The sequence below is a fragment of the Streptomyces sp. NPDC031274 genome, assembly GCF_055570235.1.
In genome coordinates, this window is record NZ_JBVIHP010000013.1 from 194327 (window position 1) to 215685 (window position 21359).

General features: G+C 70.7%; 16 protein-coding genes, 4 tRNA genes, 1 other RNA gene and 1 pseudogene. 7 read left to right on the forward strand and 15 right to left on the reverse strand.

Annotated features, from left to right (window positions below; translation table 11 throughout):
• Positions 1–9: 9 nt before the first annotated feature.
• From ACZ5CR_RS22090 to ACZ5CR_RS22105, 4 genes are all read right to left on the reverse strand, one after another.
• Positions 10–846, reverse strand: coding sequence for an ABC transporter permease (locus tag ACZ5CR_RS22090; RefSeq protein WP_468859880.1), 837 nt, complete (start codon positions 844–846; stop codon positions 10–12).
• Between the two features lie 239 nt (positions 847–1085).
• Entirely contained in the window at positions 1086–2039 is a 954-nt protein-coding gene (locus ACZ5CR_RS22095) for an ATP-binding cassette domain-containing protein (RefSeq protein ID WP_468859882.1), read from the reverse strand.
• A gap of 194 nt (positions 2040–2233) precedes the next feature.
• Positions 2234–2647, reverse strand: coding sequence for a GDSL-type esterase/lipase family protein (locus ACZ5CR_RS22100; protein WP_468859884.1), 414 nt, complete (start codon positions 2645–2647; stop codon positions 2234–2236).
• Between the two features lie 109 nt (positions 2648–2756).
• The gene (locus ACZ5CR_RS22105) at positions 2757–3515 is read right to left on the reverse strand and encodes a S1 family peptidase (protein ID WP_468859885.1); all 759 of its coding nucleotides are present in this window, start codon (positions 3513–3515) and stop codon (positions 2757–2759) included.
• Positions 3516–3917: 402 nt separating this feature from the next.
• Between ACZ5CR_RS22105 and ACZ5CR_RS22110 the strand changes: the two genes are divergently transcribed.
• Positions 3918–4580 carry a response regulator gene (locus tag ACZ5CR_RS22110; RefSeq protein ID WP_468859887.1) on the forward strand — a complete coding sequence of 221 codons (663 nt, stop codon included), beginning with the start codon at positions 3918–3920 and terminating at the stop codon, positions 4578–4580.
• A gap of 97 nt (positions 4581–4677) precedes the next feature.
• Here ACZ5CR_RS22110 and ACZ5CR_RS22115 read toward each other — a convergent pair whose 3' ends face one another.
• From ACZ5CR_RS22115 to ACZ5CR_RS22125, 3 genes and pseudogenes are all read right to left on the reverse strand, one after another.
• Positions 4678–5997: a sensor histidine kinase gene (locus ACZ5CR_RS22115; RefSeq protein ID WP_468859889.1), complete on the reverse strand. Its 1320-nt coding sequence runs from the start codon at positions 5995–5997 to the stop codon at positions 4678–4680.
• 80 nt (positions 5998–6077) lie between these two features.
• Positions 6078–6221: pseudogene (locus tag ACZ5CR_RS22120) on the reverse strand (PIN domain-containing protein); the annotation flags it as partial.
• Between the two features lie 161 nt (positions 6222–6382).
• Positions 6383–6470: transfer RNA gene (locus ACZ5CR_RS22125), tRNA-Ser, on the reverse strand.
• A 152-nt stretch (positions 6471–6622) separates the two neighbouring features.
• Here ACZ5CR_RS22125 and ffs point away from each other — a divergent pair.
• The 6 genes from ffs to ACZ5CR_RS22155 all read left to right on the forward strand — a co-directional run bounded on the left by ffs (position 6623) and on the right by ACZ5CR_RS22155 (position 16131).
• An RNA gene (ffs, locus tag ACZ5CR_RS22130) (signal recognition particle sRNA small type) lies at positions 6623–6721 on the forward strand.
• Between the two features lie 42 nt (positions 6722–6763).
• Positions 6764–9121 carry a DNA polymerase III subunit gamma and tau gene (locus tag ACZ5CR_RS22135; protein ID WP_468859890.1) on the forward strand — a complete coding sequence of 786 codons (2358 nt, stop codon included), beginning with the start codon at positions 6764–6766 and terminating at the stop codon, positions 9119–9121.
• A gap of 397 nt (positions 9122–9518) precedes the next feature.
• Positions 9519–10772 (forward strand): phosphoribosylamine--glycine ligase, encoded by a 1254-nt coding sequence (gene purD / locus ACZ5CR_RS22140; RefSeq protein WP_468859892.1) that lies wholly within the window; start codon positions 9519–9521, stop codon positions 10770–10772.
• Positions 10773–11233: 461 nt separating this feature from the next.
• The gene (locus tag ACZ5CR_RS22145) at positions 11234–13258 is read left to right on the forward strand and encodes a M48 family metalloprotease (protein WP_468859894.1); all 2025 of its coding nucleotides are present in this window, start codon (positions 11234–11236) and stop codon (positions 13256–13258) included.
• Positions 13259–13622: 364 nt separating this feature from the next.
• Complete coding sequence (locus ACZ5CR_RS22150) at positions 13623–15116, forward strand: N,N-dimethylformamidase beta subunit family domain-containing protein (protein WP_468859896.1); 1494 nt, start codon at positions 13623–13625, stop codon at positions 15114–15116.
• Between the two features lie 118 nt (positions 15117–15234).
• Positions 15235–16131 carry a phosphoribosylaminoimidazolesuccinocarboxamide synthase gene (locus ACZ5CR_RS22155; RefSeq protein WP_468859897.1) on the forward strand — a complete coding sequence of 299 codons (897 nt, stop codon included), beginning with the start codon at positions 15235–15237 and terminating at the stop codon, positions 16129–16131.
• A 95-nt stretch (positions 16132–16226) separates the two neighbouring features.
• Here ACZ5CR_RS22155 and ACZ5CR_RS22160 read toward each other — a convergent pair.
• The 8 genes from ACZ5CR_RS22160 to ACZ5CR_RS22195 form a co-directional block, all read right to left on the reverse strand.
• Positions 16227–16302 (reverse strand) — tRNA-Gly (locus tag ACZ5CR_RS22160).
• 23 nt (positions 16303–16325) lie between these two features.
• Positions 16326–16934 (reverse strand): response regulator, encoded by a 609-nt coding sequence (locus tag ACZ5CR_RS22165; protein ID WP_468859899.1) that lies wholly within the window; start codon positions 16932–16934, stop codon positions 16326–16328.
• The gene (locus ACZ5CR_RS22170) at positions 16931–18370 is read right to left on the reverse strand and encodes a sensor histidine kinase (protein ID WP_468859901.1); all 1440 of its coding nucleotides are present in this window, start codon (positions 18368–18370) and stop codon (positions 16931–16933) included. Before ACZ5CR_RS22170 ends, ACZ5CR_RS22165 begins: the two co-directional genes overlap by 4 nt.
• A complete protein-coding gene (locus ACZ5CR_RS22175) occupies positions 18367–19179 on the reverse strand; it encodes an ABC transporter permease (protein ID WP_468859979.1) in 813 nt (270 codons plus the stop codon). Before ACZ5CR_RS22175 ends, ACZ5CR_RS22170 begins: the two co-directional genes overlap by 4 nt.
• Positions 19180–19202: 23 nt before the next feature.
• Positions 19203–20174, reverse strand: a complete 972-nt coding sequence (locus ACZ5CR_RS22180; protein WP_468859903.1) for an ABC transporter ATP-binding protein — start codon at positions 20172–20174, stop codon at positions 19203–19205.
• 283 nt (positions 20175–20457) lie between these two features.
• Positions 20458–20533 (reverse strand) — tRNA-Gly (locus ACZ5CR_RS22185).
• Positions 20534–20612: 79 nt separating this feature from the next.
• Positions 20613–20684: transfer RNA gene (locus tag ACZ5CR_RS22190), tRNA-Gly, on the reverse strand.
• A 124-nt stretch (positions 20685–20808) separates the two neighbouring features.
• The gene (locus ACZ5CR_RS22195) at positions 20809–21126 is read right to left on the reverse strand and encodes a histone-like nucleoid-structuring protein Lsr2 (protein ID WP_389915034.1); all 318 of its coding nucleotides are present in this window, start codon (positions 21124–21126) and stop codon (positions 20809–20811) included.
• Positions 21127–21359 lie beyond the last annotated feature (233 nt).

Below are 21359 nucleotides of genomic sequence, written 5' to 3' on the forward strand. Positions count from 1 at the left end.
CTGTAGGGCTCAGGCGGCGCGCTTGCGGTAGGCCCGCATCGCGAGGGGGGCGAAGACCGCGATCACGCCGACCATCCAGGCCAGGCTGCCGAGGAACGGCCCCGCGACCTCGCCGCCGTTCAGCAGGCCGCGCATGGTGTCGGCCATCAGGCTCACGGGGTTGATGTCCGACCAGACCCGCAGCCAGCCCGGCATGGTGCGGTCCGGGACGAACACGTTGCTGGCGAAGGTGAGCGGCAGCACCAGGACGGTCATCAGGCCCTGCACCGAACCGGGGGTCTTGACCAGCATGCCGACGTACACCGACATCCACGAGAAGCTGACGGCGAAGGCGATGAGCACCGCGAGCGCGGCGAGGGCCGCCGCCGGGTTGGTGTCGACCCGGTAGCCCATGACCAGGGCGAGGGCCACCAGCGTGGCGAGGCAGACGACGTACCGGATGATGTCGGCGAGCACCGCGCCGATCAGCGGGGCGGAGCGGGCGATCGGCATGCTGCGGAACCGGTCGAAGATGCCGGTGCTCGCATCGGCGTTGAGCGAGACGCCGATGCCGATACTCGCCTGGAAGACGGTCATCACCATGATGCCGGGCGTGATCATCTGCAAGTAGGCGTCGGTGTCGCCGCCCGCGATGGCGCCACCGAAGAGGTAGACGAACATCAGCAGGAACACGATCGGTGTCAGGACGACGTCGACGAGCCGAGCGGGCGACTTGACGAACTTGGTGATGCCGCGCCCGGCGAGGGCGAGACTGTGCCGGGCGGCCTTGGCCGGGGTGATGCGGAGGGCGGGGGCGGCGTGCGACTGCGGGGCGGTCGGGTTGGCCGGGGTGGCGACGGTGCTCATGAGGGGGTCCTCTCGGCAGGTTGGCAGGTTGGCGAGTTGGGGAGTTGGCAAGTTGGCAGGGGTGCTTGGGGGAGCTGGGGAGCGCTGGGGGCGGCGCTGGGGGACGTACGTGTTTCGGTCCTGTGCGGGCGCCCCGTAGGGGTGTGGGGGACTGCGCGCATAGCCCTCCCAATCGGCCCCCGGCCCCCGGCCCCCGGCCCCCGGCCCACGGGACTCTCACCGCAGGCCCGCCGGAGCGCTCACGCTGCCTTCGTTGCCTTCGCTGCCTTTCCGGTGAGCGCCAGGAAGACCTCGTCCAGGCTGGGCAGGCGCAGGCCCAACTCGTCGGCGGTGATTCCGGCCCCGTCGAGGCGCCGTACGAGGGCGGAGATCAGCATCGGGTCGTCGACCGGCACGGTGAGCAGACCGTTGTCCGCGTCGCGCTGGGGCGGGGTGCCGGTGAGCTCGGCGAGGATGCCGCTCACGGTGTCCAGATCGCGGGCGACGGTCGGCCTGACCTGCAGCGTCTGACCGCCGACCCGCCGCTTGAGCTCGTCGGGACGGCCCTCCGCCACGACGCGGCCCCGGTTGAACACGGTGATGGAATCGGCGAGTTGATCGGCCTCCTCCAGATACTGCGTGGTGAGCAGCACGGTCGCCCCGTCGGCGACGAGCCGCCGCACGACCGCCCAGACCTCCTTGCGGGCATGCGGGTCGAGTCCGGTGGTCGGCTCGTCCAGATACAGGACCTGCGGCCGTCCGACGAGGCTCGCCGCGAGGTCCAGGCGCCGCCGCATCCCTCCGGAGAAGGTGCTGATCGGCCGCTGGGCGGCCTCCGTCAGCTCGAACCGCTCGAGCAGTTCGACGGCCCGCGCCTTGGCGTCACGCCGGGACAGATCGAGCAACCGCCCGAGGAGTACGAGGTTCTCGGCGCCGGACAACTCCTCGTCCACGGAGGCGTACTGGCCGGTGAGCCCGATGAGGCCGCGGACCCGCACCTGATCCCTGACCACGTCGTGGCCCCCGACGGTCGCGTGCCCCGCGTCGGGCCGAAGCAGCGTCGACAGGATCCGCACGGTGGTGGTCTTCCCGGCGCCGTTCGGCCCGAGCACCCCGATGACCTTGCCGGCCGGTACCTCCAGGTCGACGCCGTCCAGCGCGACGAAGTCCCCGTACTTCTTGACCAGTCCTTCGGCCTTGATGGCGTACGACATCTTGTCCTCCTCCACAGATCGCTCAGACCCGCTCGGACCCGTTCGGGCCCTCGCCGCTCTCGATGGACAAGACGATGCCGACCGCCGCTGTCAGCGCGCGGCCCGCGCGCTGACAGCGACGGCCGGAGGCTGTCAGGACCTGTCAGTACTTACTGCGCTCACTGCGCCAACTGTGCTCACTGCGCCCACTGTGCTTACTGCTTTACGGCGGCGGCGACGGCTGCCCCGAAGGCGGCCATGCCCCGGGCGTTGGGGTGCAGCGGCGCCGCGGCGCTGGAGGGCATCAGGCCCTCGATGTAGCGCTCGGAGGACGCGGCGCAGGTGTCGTGACCGGCGCTGATGGCGGCGGTGTCGACGTAGGTGGCGTGGTGGGCCCTGCTCTGGTCCGCGAGCACGCCGTTGAGCTGGTTCACGCGGGCCTGGAGGTAGTTGGCGTCCTTGTCCCAGATGGGCTGGGTGGGCCAGCAGCCGTCCTTACGGATGTAGGTGGCGTACCCCGCCACCACGATGCGGGCGGCGTCCCTCATCACCGTCAGCGGAGTACCCCTGACAGCGGGCGTCGCCGCGAGCACACCGGCCGAGGTCCCGCAGGCGGTCCGCCTCGCCACCGAATGATGGTCCCTACCGCGAACGATGGTCCCTACCGCGAACGATGGGCCCCACCGCGAACGGTGGGGCCCATCGGCTCGACGCCCAGGCGGACGGAGCCGTCGCCGGTCACTGCGCGGTGGCGCGCTCGATCCAGTCGCGGTGGGCGGTCAGGTCGGTGTAGATGCCGGGGCCGCTGGCGCACTTCGGATCGGCGTCGCCGTCACGGCTGGTCGCGCCGATCAGCTCCCAGTGCCCGGGGCGGCCCTTGATCTGCGGCCCGCCGGAGTCGAGGATGCACGCCTGCGCGTTCTCGGTCGGGCTGTCGGTGCACAGCTCGTTGTCCCGGTTGTAGTTCTCGCTGCACCGGCGGTCGGCGACGAGCTTGGTGTCCAGCTCCTGCAGACGCGTCGGCGGCTTCGGGCACTCGCTGCCGTCCTCGCAGGTCATGCCCCAGCCGAGGATCCGCGTGTCCGTACCCGCGGGCCCGGACTCGGCGGCCAGCTTGATGGGCTTCGCGTTCACGGGGTGGTCCAGCTTCATGACGGCCACGTCGTTGCGGAACGGCTCGTAGGAGAAGCCCGGATGCGCGACGACCTTGGTGACCTTCGCCTTGGCGCCCTTCGTACGATCCTGGTCGCCGACCCGTACGGAAAGCTGCTTGGTCTTGACGTTCACCGAGCAGTGCCCGGCGGTCACGATCCAGTCCCGCTTGATCAGGGAGGCGCCGCAGTAGTGCTTGCCGTCCTTCTGCAGGCTCACCATGAACGGGTACTTCGAGGTGGAGTCGTGTCCCCCGATGATCGCCGATGCCGAAGGTGCCACTGTCATGGTGAGCGCGACCGCTCCCGCCGCCGCACACAGAGCCGCCTTGCCGCGCTTGATCATCAGTCCTCCTGCGTCTCGTTCAGGATGCGACCCCCGCGAAGCTCAGGAGCGGCGCCGGAACGGAACCGGCTCCGCGTGACTGCGCCGAGGGGCGTCGTCGAACGTCCACGTCGAACGTCCATGTCGGACCCGGCCGGACCCGACACCGTCGATCTTGTCCGGGCGGGCGCCCTCGGCGCGTCACTCTCAGCGCTCGGACTGGCTTGCCCGAAAGTGTTACGGCACGTCGGCCGTGTCGTGCTGCGGGATGATCGCGGAGGGGACCTGGATGATCGCGGAGGGGGCGGGGAGAGGCCGCCGAGGACGTTGGCCGTATCGCGGCGTGCCGGGCGCACCAGGGACGGCGGATACCGTGTGCAGGCGACGCGACGTTACCCGTGGGCGGACGAGGAGGTGGCCTGAGTGACCGTCAAGGTAATCCTCCTGGACGACGAGGAGTTGGTGCGCAAGGGCATCCGGATGATCCTCCACGCCCAGCCCGACATCGAGGTGGTCGCCGAGGGCGCCGACGGCTCGGTGGCAGTGGACCTGGTGGCCGAGCACCGCCCGGACGTGGTGCTCACCGACATCCAGATGCCCGGTGTCGACGGCCTGGAGGTCGCCCGGCAGCTCGCCGCGCTGCCCGATCCTCCCACCGTCGCTGTGCTCACCACCTTCGACGTCGACGAATACGTCTATGCCGCGCTCCAGAGCGGCGCGGCGGGGTTCCTGCTCAAAGACAGCTCGCCGCGTGAACTGGCCGACGCGGTACGGGTTCTCGCACGCGGCGAGGCGATGCTCTCACCGAGCATCACCACCAAGCTGCTCGCCGCCTTCGCCACGGGCGCAGGCGCCCCGCAAGCGGAAGCGCAGGTGCAAGCGCGCTCGCGGATGGCGGAGCTGACCGCCCGCGAGCGCGAGGTCGCCGTGGCGGTCGCCCAGGGCCGCAGCAACTCTCAGATCGCGACCGACCTGTTCGTGAGCCAGTCCACGGTCAAGGTCCACCTCAGCCGGATCATGGCCAAGCTGGACGCCGCCAACCGCACCCAGGTAGCGCTCATCACCCACGACGCCGGACTGACCTGAACGCCTGACTCGCCTGCTTCGTTCGCCTGATCGACCTGATCGACCTGATCGACCCGACCTACCTGATCTACCCGACACCCGCCCTACCCGACCTGCCTCAGCGCACCGACGTCGTGGGCAGCGCGGCATCGATCCGGAAGCCGCCGTCACCGGTGGGCCCGGACTCGATGGTGCCTCCGGCCAGGCGGACCCGCTCCGTCAGACCGATCAGCCCGTGCCCCCCGCTGGGCAGCAGAGGCCCACCGTCGGCAGTCGGCCGGGCAGGCTTCTCGGGCGGGCCGTTGACGATCCCCACCCGCACGGTTCGCGGGTCGAACGCGAGACGAATCTGCGTCGTGGCGCCCGGGGCGTGCTTGTGCACGTTGGTCAGGGCCTCCTGCACGACCCGGTGTGCGGCACGCTCGACCGGCTCCGCCAGCGGCTGCGGCGTACCCTCGACGCGCACGGTGACGGGCAGCCCGGCGGCCCGGGAGCCGTCGGCCAGCTCGGTGATCCGATCGACGGCCGCGCCGGGGCCGGGGGCGGGCCGCTGCTCGGGCGGCGCGGCAGGATCGTGCGGGTCGGTGGCCGGGCCATCGGCCCTGTTGTTCCTGAGCAGCCCGAGCATCTCGCGGAGCTCGGTGAGCGCGCGCCGACCGGCGGTCTGAATGATCTGCGCGGTCTCGCCCGTCACCTCCGGGTCGTGGGCTACGGCGCTGAGCGCGTTGGCGTGTACGACGATCAGGCTCACCTGGTGGGAGACCACGTCGTGCATCTCCCCGGCGATGCGCCGGCGCTCCTCTTCCCGCGCGGCCTCGGCAACGAGCCGCTGCTCCCGCTCGGCGCGCTCCGCCCGTTCGACGAGACCGGCGACGACGGCGCGCCGTTGGCCCATGTAGAGCCCCAGCAGCAGCGGCACCAGGCAGGAGAAGACGAAGTTCACCGTGAACCAGGCCACCACTGTCCGGAAGCTGGACCACCCTTCCGCGTCCCAGGGAGCGAGAACCACCAGGCCGACACCGGCCGAGGCCCAGGCGGTCCGGCGGCTGTGCGGGCCGCGGTAGGCGCCCACCGCGTAGTAGGCGAGGGGCGTCGCGTAAGCCGAGATCTGGAGGACCTTGGCGAGCAGCGCGACGCCGAGTACCAGCTCGGGGGCGCGGCGCCGCACGAGCAGCGGCAGCGCGCTCACCACGGCGAGCACCAGGTTCGCCCAGGGAGCGGCCGGTCCCATGTAGGGATTCTGGTAACTGTTCAACACCGCTAGCAGCAACGCGACGACCGTCAGCACCAGGTCCGCGCCGGACGCCGACAGGAAGGACGAGCGCGGTACGGGCTGCCGCGTCGCGACGCTCTGCGCTGTACTCCCGTCGCCGGCGGGCAGGATCGCCCAGCTGCGCAGGGTGTTCCGGAACTGGCGGGTGCGACGGGTGGTACTCACCTGGCGAGGATAGAAGGCGGCACCGGACCAAGATCCGGCGGAGGTCCGTCGCACCGGCGTTCACTTACCGATCGGTGGGCCACCGCTCCCGCGCTGCGGTGCCGACCGCACTGGGTCAGCAGCTCCTGAACCCGCCAGGCACGGTCGTACGCCCGATCATCGACGGGCGTCCAGCCGAAGAGCAGCCGCAGGCCGTCGATGCCGCGCGCCCGGTCGGCGGCGGATGCTTCCTCCGTCGTGCTCCAGTGCAACGGGGAGACCTGAACTCGTGAAGGACGCGCGAAAGCCGCACCGGCACCCGACTGGGACGAGAACTGAGACGGACAACGGAGAAGGGCCCCGCTGCAAGCAGCGGGGCCCTTCAACATCGTGCCCGGTGAGGCACTGGCGGAGGATACGAGATTCGAACTCGTGAGGGGTTGCCCCCAACACGCTTTCCAAGCGTGCGCCCTAGGCCACTAGGCGAATCCTCCGCCGCAAACAATACAAGACGTTGGGGAGTGCTCGCGAACATGATCCGCCTCCGGCCGCATCCGGACCCGAGATCGCTTCCGAGATCGTTCCGAGGCGGGTGCCGGGGGCGGACCGACGTGGCTTCCGGTCCCCGGGATCCGCTAAGGTGGGCGTCAGCCCCTCACGTGGCGCTATCTGACTGAACTCCCCCAGGGCCGGAAGGCAGCAAGGGTAGGTTGGCTCTGGCGGGTGCGTGGGGGGCGCTTTGCGTTCGCGGTAGGTGTTGTCAGTGGTCGCCATTAACCTCGTACGCGTGTCGTCTCTCGCGTTGTACCGCCGCTATCGCCCGGAGTCGTTCGCCGAGGTCATCGGGCAGGAGCATGTAACCGACCCGTTGCAGCAGGCGCTGCGCAACAACCGGGTCAATCACGCCTACCTGTTCAGTGGTCCGCGCGGCTGCGGCAAGACGACCAGCGCGCGCATCCTGGCCCGCTGCCTCAACTGTGAGCAAGGTCCCACTCCGACGCCCTGCGGCGAGTGCCAGTCCTGCCAGGACCTGGCGAGGAACGGCCCGGGTTCGATCGACGTCATCGAGATCGACGCCGCTTCGCACGGAGGTGTGGACGACGCGCGTGACCTGCGCGAGAAGGCCTTCTTCGGCCCGGCGAGCAGCCGGTACAAGATCTACATCATCGACGAGGCCCACATGGTCACGTCAGCGGGCTTCAACGCCCTGCTGAAGGTGGTCGAGGAGCCGCCGGAGCATCTCAAGTTCATCTTCGCGACCACGGAACCCGAGAAGGTCATCGGGACGATCCGCTCGCGTACGCACCACTATCCGTTCCGGCTCGTGCCGCCGGGGACGCTCCGTGAGTATCTGGCGGAGGTGTGCGGCCGTGAGGAGATGGCCGTCGAGGACGGCGTCTTTCCGCTGGTGGTGCGGGCCGGTGCCGGGTCCGTGCGTGACTCGATGTCCGTCATGGACCAGCTCCTTGCCAGCGCGAAGGAGGACGGCGTCACGTACGCCATGGCGACCTCCCTCCTCGGTTACACGGACGGGTCGTTGCTCGACTCCGTGGTGGAGGCCTTCGCCTCGGGGGACGGGGCGGCCGCCTTCGAGATCATCGACCACGTCATCGAGGGTGGAAACGACCCTCGGCGCTTCGTCGCGGATCTCCTGGAGCGGCTGCGGGACCTGGTGATCCTCGCGGCGGTTCCGGACGCGGCGGATAAGGGGCTCATCGACGCCCCGTCGGACGTCGTGGAGCGGATGCAGGCGCAGGCGAGTGTCTTCGGCGGCGCCGAGCTCAGCCGAGCGGCCGACCTCGTCAACGAAGGCCTCACGGAGATGCGCGGGGCGACCTCGCCCCGGCTCCAGCTGGAACTGATCTGCGCCCGCGTACTGCTTCCGGCCGCGTACGACGACGAGCGCTCGCTCATGGCCCGCCTCGACCGCCTTGAGCGCGGCGGCAACTTCGTGGCGGGTCCGCAGGGCGGTGGTTCCGGTCCTGGTCACGGTCCCGGTCCCGCGATGGCTTACGTTCCTGGGCCCGAGGCTCATGCCGGGGGGCAGCAGTCAGGGGGCGCGATGCCGCCCGGTCCCGTTGACCAGCAGGTTTCGCCGGGAGGCGGGGCTGCGGCGGCGCGGGCTGCTGTGCGGGGCGGGGGGCAGGGGCCTGCTTCTCCGGGGCCTGCTGCTGCTTCACCTGGTCCTGCTTCTCCGGGGCCCGCTGCTTCCTCTGGTCCGGCTTCTTCCGCTTCTGAGCATGCGGCGCCGGTTGCCCCGCCGGTGCAGGCGGCTCCGGCTCCGGCTCCTGCCCAGGAGGCTGCCGCGCCGTCCGGTGAGCGTCGGCCCGGTGGGTGGCCCACGGCTTCGGCGCCCGGTAGCGGCCCGGCGCAGCCTGCTGCCCCCGCTGCCCCCGCTGCCCCTGCTTCCGCTCCTCCGGCGGCGGCCCCTCGCCCTGGTGGCTGGCCCACTGCCGCGAACGCGGGCGGCGGCGCTCCGGCTCCGCAGCAGCCCTCGCACTCGCAGGCGGCGCCCGCTCCTGCGGCAACCCCGGCTCCGGCTCCGGCTCCGGCCCAGGCGGCTGCGGTGGGCGGGCCCGACCCGCGTTCCCTGTGGCCGAACATCCTCGACGCGGTGAAGGGCCGTCGCCGCTTCACCTGGATCCTGCTCAGCCAGAACGCCCAGGTGGCGGGCTTCGACGGGACGACACTGCAGATCGGCTTCGTCAACGCGGGGGCGCGGGACAACTTCGCCAGCAGCGGTAGTGAGGATGTGCTGCGGCAGGCGTTGTCCGAGCAGTTCGGGGTGCAGTGGAAGGTCGAGGCGATCGTCGACCCCTCGGGGGGTTCGGCGCCGCCGCCCGCGGCAGGCAACTTCGGGGGCAGTGCGCCGCCTCCGCCGTCCCGGCAGGCTCCGCCTCCGCAGCAGCAGGCGCCCACCCCGACCCCGGCGTCGGCGCCGAGCCCGACTCCCGCCCCGGCTCCGGATCCAGCACCGGCCCAGGCTCCGGGTCCGGAGCGTCGCGTTCCGGATCACGTCTCTCCGGAGGACGACACCTGGGCGGACGATGACCCCGATCTGGTCGAGTCGGCGCTGTCCGGCCATGACCTGATCGTCCGCGAGCTGGGTGCGACGATCGTTGAGGAGTACAACAACGAGCCCTGACCCAGCGGTCCACTCAGCGGCCCTGGCCGAGCGGTCCTGGCCGAGCAGCCTGGCCAAGCGGTCCTGGCCGAGCGGCCTGGCCGCCGGGCAGCCCCATGGCTGGACCTGCGCCGCCCGCCTGGGGCTGAAGTCCGGCCCGTCGTTCCGGGCAGCGTCGCGGCCTGCGGGTCGGGTCCGGTTCAGCCCGTCGCCTCGCGGCGGATGCTCCCCGCCCATCCGCCCGTTCACCCCGCATCACCCCCTCGACGTAGGGGCAGGAGGCTCCCCCGCCCCCCCACGTCAGGACGTCACCCCAGGTCCAAGGTCATGGAGCCTGGAGGAACGTACAACCGCCGGAGGCCCCACCCCTAGGGCTCCCGTACGAACGCACCTGCCCGCGCCAGCTAGGCTGACGCCCGTGAAGGTCCTCGTCATCGGCAGTGGTGCCCGCGAACACGCCCTGTGCCGCTCTCTGTCCCTCGACCCCGACGTCTCCGCCCTGTACTGCGCCCCCGGCAACGCCGGCATCGCGGACGTGGCCGAGTTGTACCCGGTCGACGCCCTCGACGGCAGCGCGGTGGCCGCCCTCGCCACCACCCTCGGCGCCGATCTGGTGATCGTGGGCCCGGAGGCGCCCCTGGTCGCCGGAGTCGCCGATGCCGTACGCGGCGCCGGAATCCCCTGCTTCGGGCCCTCCGAGGAGGCCGCCCAGCTGGAGGGCTCCAAGGCCTTCGCCAAGGACGTGATGGCGGGCGCCCAGGTGCCCACCGCGCGGTCCTACGTCTGCACGACCGCGGAGGACGTCGACAAGGCGCTCGCCGCCTTCGGAGCGCCGTACGTCGTCAAGGACGACGGGCTCGCCGCAGGCAAGGGCGTCGTCGTGACCGACGACATCGAAGCCGCCCGCGCCCACGCCCTCGCCTGCGACCGCGTCGTCATCGAGGAGTTCCTCGACGGTCCCGAGGTCTCCCTCTTCGCCATCACGGACGGCGTCACCGTCGTCCCGCTCCAGCCCGCGCAGGACTTCAAGCGCGCGCTCGACGGGGACGAAGGGCCGAACACGGGCGGCATGGGCGCGTACTCGCCCCTCCCCTGGGCCGACCCGAAGCTGGTCGACGAGGTCATGCAGAGCGTGCTGCAGCCCACCGTCGACGAGCTGCGCCGCCGCGGCACCCCCTTCTCCGGGCTGCTCTACGCGGGCCTCGCGATCACCGGTCGCGGCGTACGCGTCATCGAGTTCAACGCCCGCTTCGGCGACCCCGAGACGCAGGTCGTCCTCGCCCGCCTGAAGACCCCGCTCGCCGGAGTCCTGCTGGCCGCCGCGAACGGCACCCTCATCGACCTGCCGGCGCTGCGCTGGAGCGACGACGCCGCGGTGACCGTGGTCATCGCCTCGCACAACTATCCGGAGACGCCGCGCACCGGCGACCCCATCGAGGGACTCGGCGATGTCGCGGCACAGGATGCCCCGGACGCGTACGTCCTGCACGCGGGGACGAAGCGCGACGGCGACGCCGTGGTGAGCGCGGGCGGCCGTGTGCTCTCCGTGACGGCCACCGGCGCGGATCTGACCGCGGCCCGCGAGCGCGCGTACGCGGCGCTCTCCCGCATTCGCCTCGACGGGTCCCAGCACCGTACGGACATCGCGGCGAAGGCGGCCTCGGAGGCGTAGCCGAGGTTCTGACCAAGGCCGTCACCAAGGCCGTCACCAAGGTCACCTACGCGTCCCCAGCAGCTGCCCCGGCAACGGCTCACAGGCCCCGGATCCGACATCGGATCCGGGGCCTGTCCGTCGTACGCCCGCCCTGCGCCCGTCGTACGCCCGCCCTGCGCCCGTCGTACGCCCGTCCTGCACCCGTCGTACGCCCGTCCTGCACCCGTCCTGCACCTTTACCCAAAGCCATTCGATCGAGTGACCGCTGGCCCATCCGGCTGACGATGCCCGGCGCCCCAACTAGGGTGCGGCGCAAGCGGTTCAGGTGCCCAGAGCCAAACAGACCACCGGCATTGCGATGTCGGTGGCGGGTGCCACAGTGGGGGAGTGAGCAAATCCAACGGCGGCTGCCGTCCGCCAACCGTCCCGGCCCATGGCCGGGCAGCAGGCGGCACAGGCAGCAGGGGGTGACATCGGTCGTGTCAGGTACGGGTGTGGAAGTGGGCGTGCAGTCCGCACGTTCCCAGGCGCTCGCCGTGCTGCGCATCCGCAGCAGGGCCCTTGCCGTCGCACTGCTGCCCGCGGCCGTCGCCGTCGTGCTGACAGCGGGCGGGGCCACGGGCCATATGACCGGCGGGAGTTGGGATGCCGTGCGCGGCGTCGTGACCGTCGTCGCCGCCCTCGTGCTGCTCGCCGCCGCGGCCATCGCGCTCGTGGTCGCGCGGTCCAGGCCCGCCGTCAGCCCGACCGTCCCGATCGCCGAGAGCTCGGCCCCCGATCTGTACCGCCTGGTGCGGGACCTCGCCGACCGCCTCGACGTGCCGGCGCCGTCGGCGATAGCGCTCACCCCCGACTGCGACAGCTGGCTCGAGGACCGCACCCACCCGGCGCACGGCCCGCCCGCCGACGCCTCCGCCCCGGTATCGACGCAGGCCAAGGGCAATGGCGTACGGGACGGCGGCCCCGCCCCGCGCCGCCAGGCCCCCGTGGCCCCGGTGCTCGTCATCGGCTCCCCGTTCCTGTGGTGGATGCGGGTCGGTGAGCTGCGCGCGGTGCTCGCCCCGGTCGTGGCGGGCACGGGCCCGTCGGCGCATCCCGACATAGCCGCGGCCCGGCGCTTCATCCGCGGGCTCGACGCCGCGGTCGCTGTCACGTCCGCCCCGGGACGCGGCCCGCTCGTGCGCGCGGCCCTGAGCGGCGCCGGCTGGGTGACGCGGTTGCTCCTGCGCAGCTGCCGGGGGCATGCCGGTGAGATGGAGCGCGGGGTCGCGGCAGCCGCCGCCGAGCGCGCCCAGGCCGTGGACTACGGAGTGCGGATCGTCGCCCAGGAGCAGGTGGGCCTTGCGTATGCCGGGTGGGACCGGCTCCTGACCAAGGTCGCGCTGCCCGCGTGGCGCATGGGGCGCTGGCCCTCGCGCCTCGACGCGGGTGTCGTATCCGCCCTCACCGAGCTCTCCCGCAGGGACCGTCTGGCCGAGGGCTTCACGTCCCGCCTGGGGGAGCGCCCCGCCTGTGACCTCCTGGAGGAGCCGGGTTCGATGGACGAGGCGGCTTCACTGCTCGCCGCCCGCCTCTTCCACGGCGGCCCCGCCGAGCAGGGCCCGGACTGGGCGCCGGTGGCGTGGGACGAGTATCCGGACGAGGTCGTCGACCGCAAGTGGCGCATGGACGCCGCCCGTCTCCACCGCGTCCTGGACTCCCTGGGCGTCAGCCACTCCGCGGACCCGACGGCCCCCGACTCCAAGGAGCCGACGCTGGGTCGCGTACTGGACCATCTGACGGCACAGGGCCCCGGCTTCAACGGGACACATCCCACCGAATCCGAACGCGGCCTTGAACCCGAACCCGAACTTGACCTTGAACTCGAACGCGACCTTGGACTTGAACGCGGCCTCGACCTCGACCTCGAACGCGGCCTCGACCTCGAACCTGAACCCGACGGCATCCCCGCCCAGGCCCACGAGCCCGACCTCACGCCCGAAAGCGACGAGTTCGCGCGCGGAGAAGCCAGGGAAGCCGGAGAGGCCGGAGCAGCCGCCGAAGCAGGCGAAGAGACCGAAGAGACCGAAGAGACCGATGAGCTCGATGAGTTCGAAGAGTTCATCGACGGCCCCGGCGGACCCCTCGCCGCAGGCCTCACCGCCGAGCTCGCCCGCGAGGAAGCCGCCGCCCCGCCCCGCCCCGCACCCACGGGACAGGGCCCGGACGACGCGCTCTGGGACGACGGCATGCTGCCGCTGTTCCCGCTCCAGCCGCCGCGTACGGGGCGGGAGTTGCTGGCTGACCACGTCACGGCCCTGGTCTGCTGCGCGGCCGTGGACACGGCGGGCGCGGCCCCCGGCCTCGACTGGCTGGACGGTCCCTCCCTCCTGGTCGACGGCGAGCGCGCGAAGGACCTCACGCCGCACGTCCTGAGCCTCGTGGAGGACGGCGACCCCATCCCGCTGCGCGGCTGGCTGGCCCGCCTCGGCGTCCGACCGGAGAAGCCGGTCCGGCTGGTCTGACTGGTCTGGATGGTCTGGATGGTCTGAGGCGAAAACTCGAACCCGCGGCCCCGCCCTGCGCGCGGCTCCCGCCCATCCGCCCCCCATTACCGGAACGCTTCCTTCCGTTCTCGTCGATTAGCGACGAACGGTGACGGAGTGCGTGCGTAATGTGATGTGCTGGGATCGACCGCCATACGGGACATGCCGACAGCGCCCCCACACGGGCAACGCGCTCCGACACACGGGCAACACGCACCGCACGACACGCACCGCACGACGAACACCACACGACGCACGACGAACACCGCACACGGACAACGGAGCAACCCGCACCGCACAGTGCAGAGCAATCTCGGGGGAGCAGCAAGGGAGGGGTACACACATGGGGTCGGAGCAGATCCGCAGGTGGGAATCGGGCGCCTTGGCGCACGCCGTGACCGACCCCTTCGGGCAGGGGCCCCTGCCCTGGCTGCGAGGCCCCGAGCACTACTTCGACGACACGGGCCAGGTCGTCCCCTGGTACATCGACCACGCCCCGGCGCCCGGCGCGCAGAACATCCCCGCGCCCCGCAACCGCGTCCGTACGAACGGCCCCCGCACCGCCGACGACGTGCACGGCCAGATCAAGGGCTTCGCGTCCACCGGTGCCGCCGCTCCCGGCGAGGCGATCGACTTCCACGTGACGGTGGACCCGCCCCAGCAGTTCAGCGTCGACATCTACCGCATCGGGCACTACGGGGGCGACGGCGCCAGCAAGATCAGCACGAGCCCCCGCCTCTCCGGCATCGTCCAGCCGCCCCCGCTCACCGCCGACCGCACCGTCTCCTGCCACCACTGGTGGCTCTCCTGGCGTCTGCAGATCCCGAGCTTCTGGAGCGTAGGAGCGTACGTGGCGGTCCTCACCACGGTCGACGGCTACCGCTCGCACGTCCCGTTCACGGTCCGCGACGACAGCCGCGCCGATCTGCTCCTGCTCCTGCCGGACATCACCTGGCAGGCGTACAACCTCTACCCCGAGGACGGGCGTACGGGCGCCAGCCTCTACCACGCGTGGGACGAGAAGGGCCGCCTCCTGGGCGAGAGCGAGGCCGCCCACACGGTCTCCTTCGACCGTCCGTACGCGGGCGCGGGACTGCCCCTGCACGTCGGCCACGCCTACGACTTCATCCGCTGGGCCGAGCGGTACGGCTACGACCTCGCGTACGCCGACACCCGCGACCTGCACGCGGGACGCATCGACCCGACCCGCTACCGGGGCCTGGTCTTCCCCGGCCACGACGAGTACTGGTCGTCGAACATGCGACGTACCACGGAGCAGGCCCGCGAGCACGGCACCTCCCTCGTCTTCCTCTCCGCCAACACCATGTACTGGCAGGTGGAGTTGGGTCCTTCTGCCTCAGGCGTGGCGGACCGCCTGCTCACCTGCCGCAAGCGGAACGGCCCCGGAAAACCCGCCCTCTGGCGCGAGCAGGACAAGGCCGAGCAGCAGCTCCTGGGCATTCAGTACGCGGGACGGGTCCCGGAGCCCGCCCCCCTCGTCGTGCGCAACGCCGACCACTGGCTGTGGGAGGCGACCGGCGCGCACGAAGGGGACGAGCTGGAGGGCCTGGTCGCGGGCGAGGCCGACCGCTATTTCCCGCGCACGACGCTTCCGGAGCACCAGGACCGCATGCTCCTCGCCCACTCTCCGTACGAGGACTCCGACGGCGTCAAACGCCACCAGGAGTCGTCCCTCTACCGTGCCCCGTCCGGCGCCCTGGTCTTCGCCTCCGGCACCTTCGCCTGGTCTCCGGCGCTCGACCGCCCCGGCCATGTGGACACCCGCGTCCAACGCGCCACTGCCAACCTCCTGGACCGCATCTGCAAACGGGACTGACGCCCCGGACACCGCCCACCGCACCCACGGAGGCCGCCCACCGACCTCCCCCTGGCCGCGAGCCCTCTCCCCATGCGGGAGAATCGGCAGTACTCAGTCAGAACCACGGGGAGGAACCGTGTCCGGATTCGTAGAAAAGCCCGAGCCGCTTCAGGTGCCGGGCCTGGTGCATGTGCACACCGGCAAGGTGCGCGACCTGTATCAGAACGAGGCGGGCGACCTCGTGATGGTCGCGAGCGACCGCATGTCCGCCTACGACTGGGTGCTGCCCACGGAGATCCCTGACAAGGGCAGGGTCCTCACGCAGCTCTCCCTGTGGTGGTTCGACCAGCTCGCCGACCTCGTCCCCAACCACGTCATCTCCACTGACCTGCCGCCCGGCGCCCCCGCCGACTGGGAGGGCCGCACCACGGTCTGCAAGTCCCTGCGGATGGTCCCGGTCGAGTGCGTCGCCCGCGGCTATCTCACGGGCTCCGGCCTGGTCGAGTACAACGAGTCGCGCACTGTCTGCGGCCTCGCGCTGCCCGACGGTCTGAGCGACGGCTCGGAGCTGCCCGCGGCGATCTTCACGCCCGCCACGAAGGCGGAGGTCGGCGAGCACGACGAGAACGTGGATTACGAGGAAGTGGCCCGTCAGGTGGGCGCGGACACGGCGGCCCAGCTGCGCCAGGCGACCCTCGCGGTCTACAGCCGCGCCCGTGACATCGCCCGCGAACGGGGTGTCATCCTCGCCGACACGAAGTTCGAGTTCGGCTTCGACGGGGACGACCTGGTCATCGCCGACGAGGTCCTGACCCCGGACTCGTCCCGCTTCTGGCCCGCGGACAGCTGGGAGCCGGGCCACGCCCAGCCGTCGTTCGACAAGCAGTTCGTACGCGACTGGCTGACCTCGCCGGCCTCCGGCTGGGACCGCAAGAGCGAGCAGCCGCCGCCCCCGCTCCCGCAGGACGTGGTGGACGCCACACGCGCCAAGTACATCGAGGCGTACGAGCGCCTGACGGGCCTGCCCTGGTAGCGGCGCCCCCCGGCGCAAAGCCGCGCAGCTACAGACGGAAGAACCCCCGGCGCCGAGGCGCCGGGGGTTCTTTCTGTGGAGCTGTTGTGGAGCTATGGAGCGGACGACCAGGTTCGAACTGGCGACCTCAACCTTGGCAAGGTTGCGCTCTACCAACTGAGCTACGTCCGCGCTGCGCCGAAGCGCGAGCCCAACTATACCCAACCTCGCTCGCGTGCGAGACGCACCGCGGCATGACGGTTCTCCGCCCCGGTCTTCGTGACGGCCGACGAGAGGTAGTTGCGGACGGTCCCCTGGGACAGCGCGGCCCGCTCGGCGATCTCCGCGACGGGCGCCCCGTCGGCGGCCAGTTCGAGCACTTCTGCCTCACGAGTGGTCAGCGGCGAGTCCCCGGCGGAGATCGCGTCGGCGGCCAACTCCGGGTCCACATAGCGGTTACCTGCGTGAACGGTACGGATGATCTCGGCGAGGCGCTGCGCGCTCACGGTCTTGGGCACGAAGCCCCGAACCCCCACCGCGAGCGCCCGTTTGAGATGCCCCGGTCTGCCATGACTCGTCACGATCATGGTGCGACAGTGCGGCAGTTCGTCCCGAAGAGATGTGGCCACAGTCACACCGTCGGCGCCCGGCATCTCCAGATCGAGCACGGCCACATCGGGCCGGTGCGCCCGCGCCATGGCGAGGGCCTCGGGCCCCGACGCGGCCTCGGCGACCACGACGAGATCGTCTTCGAGCGCGAGGAGCGCGGCGAGAGCGCCGCGGATGAGGTGCTCGTCGTCGGCGAGCAGCACACGCAGGCTCATGGAGTGACCCTTTCAGCTTCCTGATGCTGATGGCTGGCCTGCTGATGGCTGACCTGCTGATGGCTGGCCTGCTGGAGGCCGTCTTGCTGGAGGCCGTCCTGCTGGGGGCCGTCCTGTTGACGGTGGTCCTCACGGCGGTCCTGACGGTGGTTCTGCTGACCGTCATCCTGTTGGTGGTCGCCGCGCAGCCTGGTCAATGGCACCTCCGCGGCAAGGCGGAAGCGACCGTCGCCGGACGCGAAGTCCAGCGTCCCGTCCACCGCCGCGAGCCGCTCACGGAGTCCGGCGAGGCCGGAGCCCTTCCTGCCCTCCGGCGCGACCTCGGGCACCCCGTCGTTCTCGACGACGAGGGACGTACGTTCATCAGCGATCGTCAGGGTGATGTCGCACCGCTGCGCGTCCCCGTGCCGCAGCACATTGGTGGTCGCCTCCCGCACGACCCACCCCAGCGCCGACTGCACCGGGACCGGAAGCCCCGCGGACGAACCTGCCACCCGGCAGTCGATCCCCGCCGCCTCAAGGACCCCTTGCGCACCGGCGAGTTCGACCGCGAGGTCGGCCTCCCGATAGCCCCGGACCACTTCCCGCACCTCCCGCTGCGACTCCTGGGCGATCCGCTGCACCTCGACCATCTGGTCGACCGCCTCGGGCCGCCCCCGCCTGGCCAACTGCACCGCCAACTCGCTCTTCAGCGCGATGACCGCGAGATTGCGCCCCATCACGTCGTGCAGGTCCCGCCCGAACCGCAGCCGCTCCTCGGCCACCGCGAGCCGCGCCTCGACCTCGCGGGCCCGGACGGACTCCCACATCACGGAGAGCGTCCAGGCGCCGCAGCGCGAGGAGCCCAGGGTCAGGATGCCCGCGAAGGCGACCATCAGGGCGAGCCCGACGAGCTGCCCGCCGGACATCCCGGCGGCGGCGTACGCCCCCACGACCACGACGTCGAGGACGGCGAAATGGACGAGGAAGGAGCGGACCGGCACGGCGAAGGCGAGCGCCTGGCCGTACGGGACGGCGAGGAACAGCGTCGCGAAGCTGAGCATCCCCTCCTTGACGCCGTCGATCGCCGTGAGGGCGACGGCGAGAGCCAGCGCGACGCCCATGAGGGCGCGGGCCACGGCCAGATCGCGGCGGGGCATCTCGGCGCGCTTCAGATAGTGGTCGACCGACCGCCGCAGCGTGCGGTTGACGTGCACGGACTGTAGGGCGGCCACCGCGATCAGCGTCCAGCCCAGGATCAGCGACACGGTCTCGTGCCGCAAGGTCAGGCCCAGCGGCAGCGAGCCCCAGCTGAGGAAGAAGATCCACGGCATGGCGTGCCACATGGCCATGCTCTGGAGCTCGACCTTCTCGATCTTGCTCCCCTCACGCCACTTCCGCTGCCACCCCCGCACCCGGCCGCCGACCACTCCTGCCCCCTTCCGCAACTTCCTCAACGCCGCGGCTCCCAGCGGAACCACCGTCGTACAGCAAACACCGAGACCACGGTCCAGGCCACCGCGGTGGCGAGGGTGCCCAGGGTCTCGGCCCCGGAGAGATCCCCGGTCCAGCCGCCGCGCACCAGCTCGATCACCGGCGAGAGCGGAAGGAACTCACAGATCGAGGCGACCTTGTCGGGCATGACCTCGAAGGGGATGAAGAGGCCCGAGCCGAACATCGACGCGAACGTCAGGGGCATGCCCATGACCTGCGCGGACTCCACGGACCTGCTGAAGCTGGCGGTGACCGCGGCGAGGGCGGTGAACATCACCAGACCGAGCAGTACCCCGATCACGGCGAGATGGGGTGCGCTGGGCGCCCCCGCGTCGAGGAGCACCGCACAGCCGATCGCGAGGACGACGCACTGCGTCAGGCCGATGGCGACCGAGGGCAGCGCGGCCCCGGCGAGGATCTCCGGGTCCCGCAGCTCTCCGGTGCGCAGCCGCTTGAGGACCAGTTCCTCGCGGCGGGCGGCGAAGACCGTGGTCAGCGCAGAGTAGACGGCGAAGAGCAGGGAGATGCCGATGGCGCCCGGCACCACGACGGCTCCGATCGAGAGACCGTTGGCCTTCAGATCCATGCCGCCCGCGATCTGGCGCAGGCTGAACGGCATCGCGAGCGGCACGAAGAGGGCCGCGAACAACGTCCCCTTGGCGCGCCGCAGCAACGTCAGCTCGGCCCGCGCGAGCGCCCGCATCCGCCCTGCGGGAGTCGTCGTCGCCGATGTGGTCACCGCCGCCGTACTGACGCCACCCATGCCACCCATGCCACTCATGTCACTGATGCCACTCATGCCACCGTCTCCTTCCGCGCCACACCCGCGGTACCAGCTGCCCCCGCCGCACCTTCGGCGTCCCGCGCGATACGCAGGAACGCCTCCTCCAGCGAGGCCGCGCGCACGTCGAGCCGGCCGAGCGAGACATCGGCGTCCCGCGCCCACAGCAGCAGCCCCGTGGCCGCCCGCTGCAACTCGTGCGTACGCAGCCGGACCCGGCTGCCGACCACCTCGTGCTCGCTCACCCCGAGCTCGGCGAGCGGCGGCAGATCCCCTACGAAGTAGCCGCTGGGCAGTTCGAAGGAGACCTGTGACGGCTGCTCGGCCACCACGTCGGCGACCCGTCCTTCGGCGGCGATCCGCCCCTCGTGCATGATCGCGAGCCGGTCGGCGAGGTTCTCGGCCTCTTCGAGGTAGTGCGTGGTGAGCAGCACGGTCGTGCCGTTGTCGCGCAGGGCCCGCACCAACTCCCAGGTCTCGCGGCGCCCTTCGGCGTCGAGCCCGGTCGTCGGTTCGTCGAGGAAGAGCACTTCGGGCTGCCCGATGAGCGCCGTCGCGAGATCGAGCCGCCGCTTCTCACCGCCGGACAGCATCTTCACGCGGACGCCGGACCGCTTGCCGAGCCCCACGATCTCCAGGGCTTCCGCGGTCGGGCGGGCGCCGCTGGTGCACCCCGCCCACATCTGTACGGTCTCCGCCACCGTCAGCTCCGAGGGGAAGCCGCCCTCCTGGAGCATCACGCCGATCCGGTGGCGCACGGCGCCGCGTTCGGCGTACGGATCGTGGCCGAGCACCCGCACCCGCCCCCCGGCGGGTGCGGCGAGGCCTTCGAGCAGTTCGAGGGTCGAGGTCTTGCCCGCGCCGTTCGTCCCGAGCAGCGCGAAGAGCTCACCTCGTCCGACGGAGAACGAGACTCCCCGGACCGCCTCGAAACCGCCCCCGTACACGCGCCGTAGATCGGTCACGTCGATCACTTGGTCAGTCATGACTAGAGCGTCCCCCGGCCACGGGCGCCGGAGCAGTGCGCGCTGTCACGGGCTCGCATGACAAATGTCAGAAGCGATCGGACCCACACACGACGAGAAGGCACACGAGACGAGAAGGCACACGAGACGAGAAGGCACACGAGACGAGAAGGCACACGAGACGAGAAGGCACACGAGACGAGAAGGTGCACGGGGCGAGATGGCACACACGACGAGAAGACGCACAGGCCGAGAAGACACACACGAAGAAGACCCCGGTCGCGATGACCGGGGTCTTCTTATCTGGAGCGAACGACGAGGTTCGAACTCGCGACCTCAACCTTGGCAAGGTTGCGCTCTACCAACTGAGCTACGTTCGCATTGCCTCCGACCAGCTCTCACTGATCGGCGCGAGCACCAGCCTACCGCACTCGAAAGAGTGCCTGATCGGCGATGCAGAGCGGGTGACAGGAATTGCACACTGCGCCTTCCCCCTGGAAGGGGGATGTTCTACTACTGAACTACACCCGCAAGACTCCGTGAGGTTCGGGCCTTTCGGCCTTGCCCCTCGGCGTGTTCCAAACTCTAGCCGACCAGCGGGGGTGCAGGTCAAGTCGGTTGCCGAGGGGCACTCCTGGCCGGGCGTCGGCCGAGGTCAGTTGGCCGCCTCGAAGGCCTCGTAGACCTTCTTGGGGATGCGGCCGCGCGGCGGCACGTCCATCTGGTGCGAGCGGGCCCAGGCGCGCACTGCCGCCGGGTTCGCGGCCACCGTCGTGTGCTTGTAGGCCTTGCCGGACTTCGACTGCTTGCGGGCCGCGTCCAGGTACGGGGCAAGTGCCATGCGCAGTTTCTTGGCATTGGTTTGATTGAGGTCGATCTCGTACGACTTGCCGTCAAGACCGAAGGCGATCGTCTCGGCCGCATCCCCGCCGTCGATGTCGTCAGAGAGAGTGACTACGACACGCTGCGCCACGAATATCGGTCCCTTCGTGCGGCTCGACCGCGTTGACGTGCGGTGATGCCGACTGTCCGGCTGTTATGGGCACTGTAATGTGCAAAGCATCGGCTAATGCCATTTCCTTTGTACAGTGCCTGGCAATGCATTGTGAAGCCCGACTAAATCCGCCCGCGTGTCCGGACGCAATGGGGATGCGTGATCTTTTCCGGGATTTTTCGCGAAGGTGCCCTGTTCGATACGTGAGTATG

Excerpts from the sequence above, each read along its gene's own strand:
- ACZ5CR_RS22090 (WP_468859880.1), bottom strand. The coding sequence starts at position 846 with ATGAGCACCGTCGCCACCCCGGCCAACCCGACCGCCCCGCAGTCGCAC.
- ACZ5CR_RS22095 (WP_468859882.1), bottom strand. The coding sequence starts at position 2,039 with ATGTCGTACGCCATCAAGGCCGAAGGACTGGTCAAGAAGTACGGGGAC.
- ACZ5CR_RS22105 (WP_468859885.1), bottom strand. The coding sequence starts at position 3,515 with ATGATCAAGCGCGGCAAGGCGGCTCTGTGTGCGGCGGCGGGAGCGGTC.
- ACZ5CR_RS22150 (WP_468859896.1), top strand. The coding sequence starts at position 13,623 with ATGGGGTCGGAGCAGATCCGCAGGTGGGAATCGGGCGCCTTGGCGCAC.
- ACZ5CR_RS22165 (WP_468859899.1), bottom strand. The coding sequence starts at position 16,934 with ATGAGCCTGCGTGTGCTGCTCGCCGACGACGAGCACCTCATCCGCGGC.
- ACZ5CR_RS22175 (WP_468859979.1), bottom strand. The coding sequence starts at position 19,179 with ATGGGTGGCATGGGTGGCGTCAGTACGGCGGCGGTGACCACATCGGCG.
- ACZ5CR_RS22180 (WP_468859903.1), bottom strand. The coding sequence starts at position 20,174 with ATGACTGACCAAGTGATCGACGTGACCGATCTACGGCGCGTGTACGGG.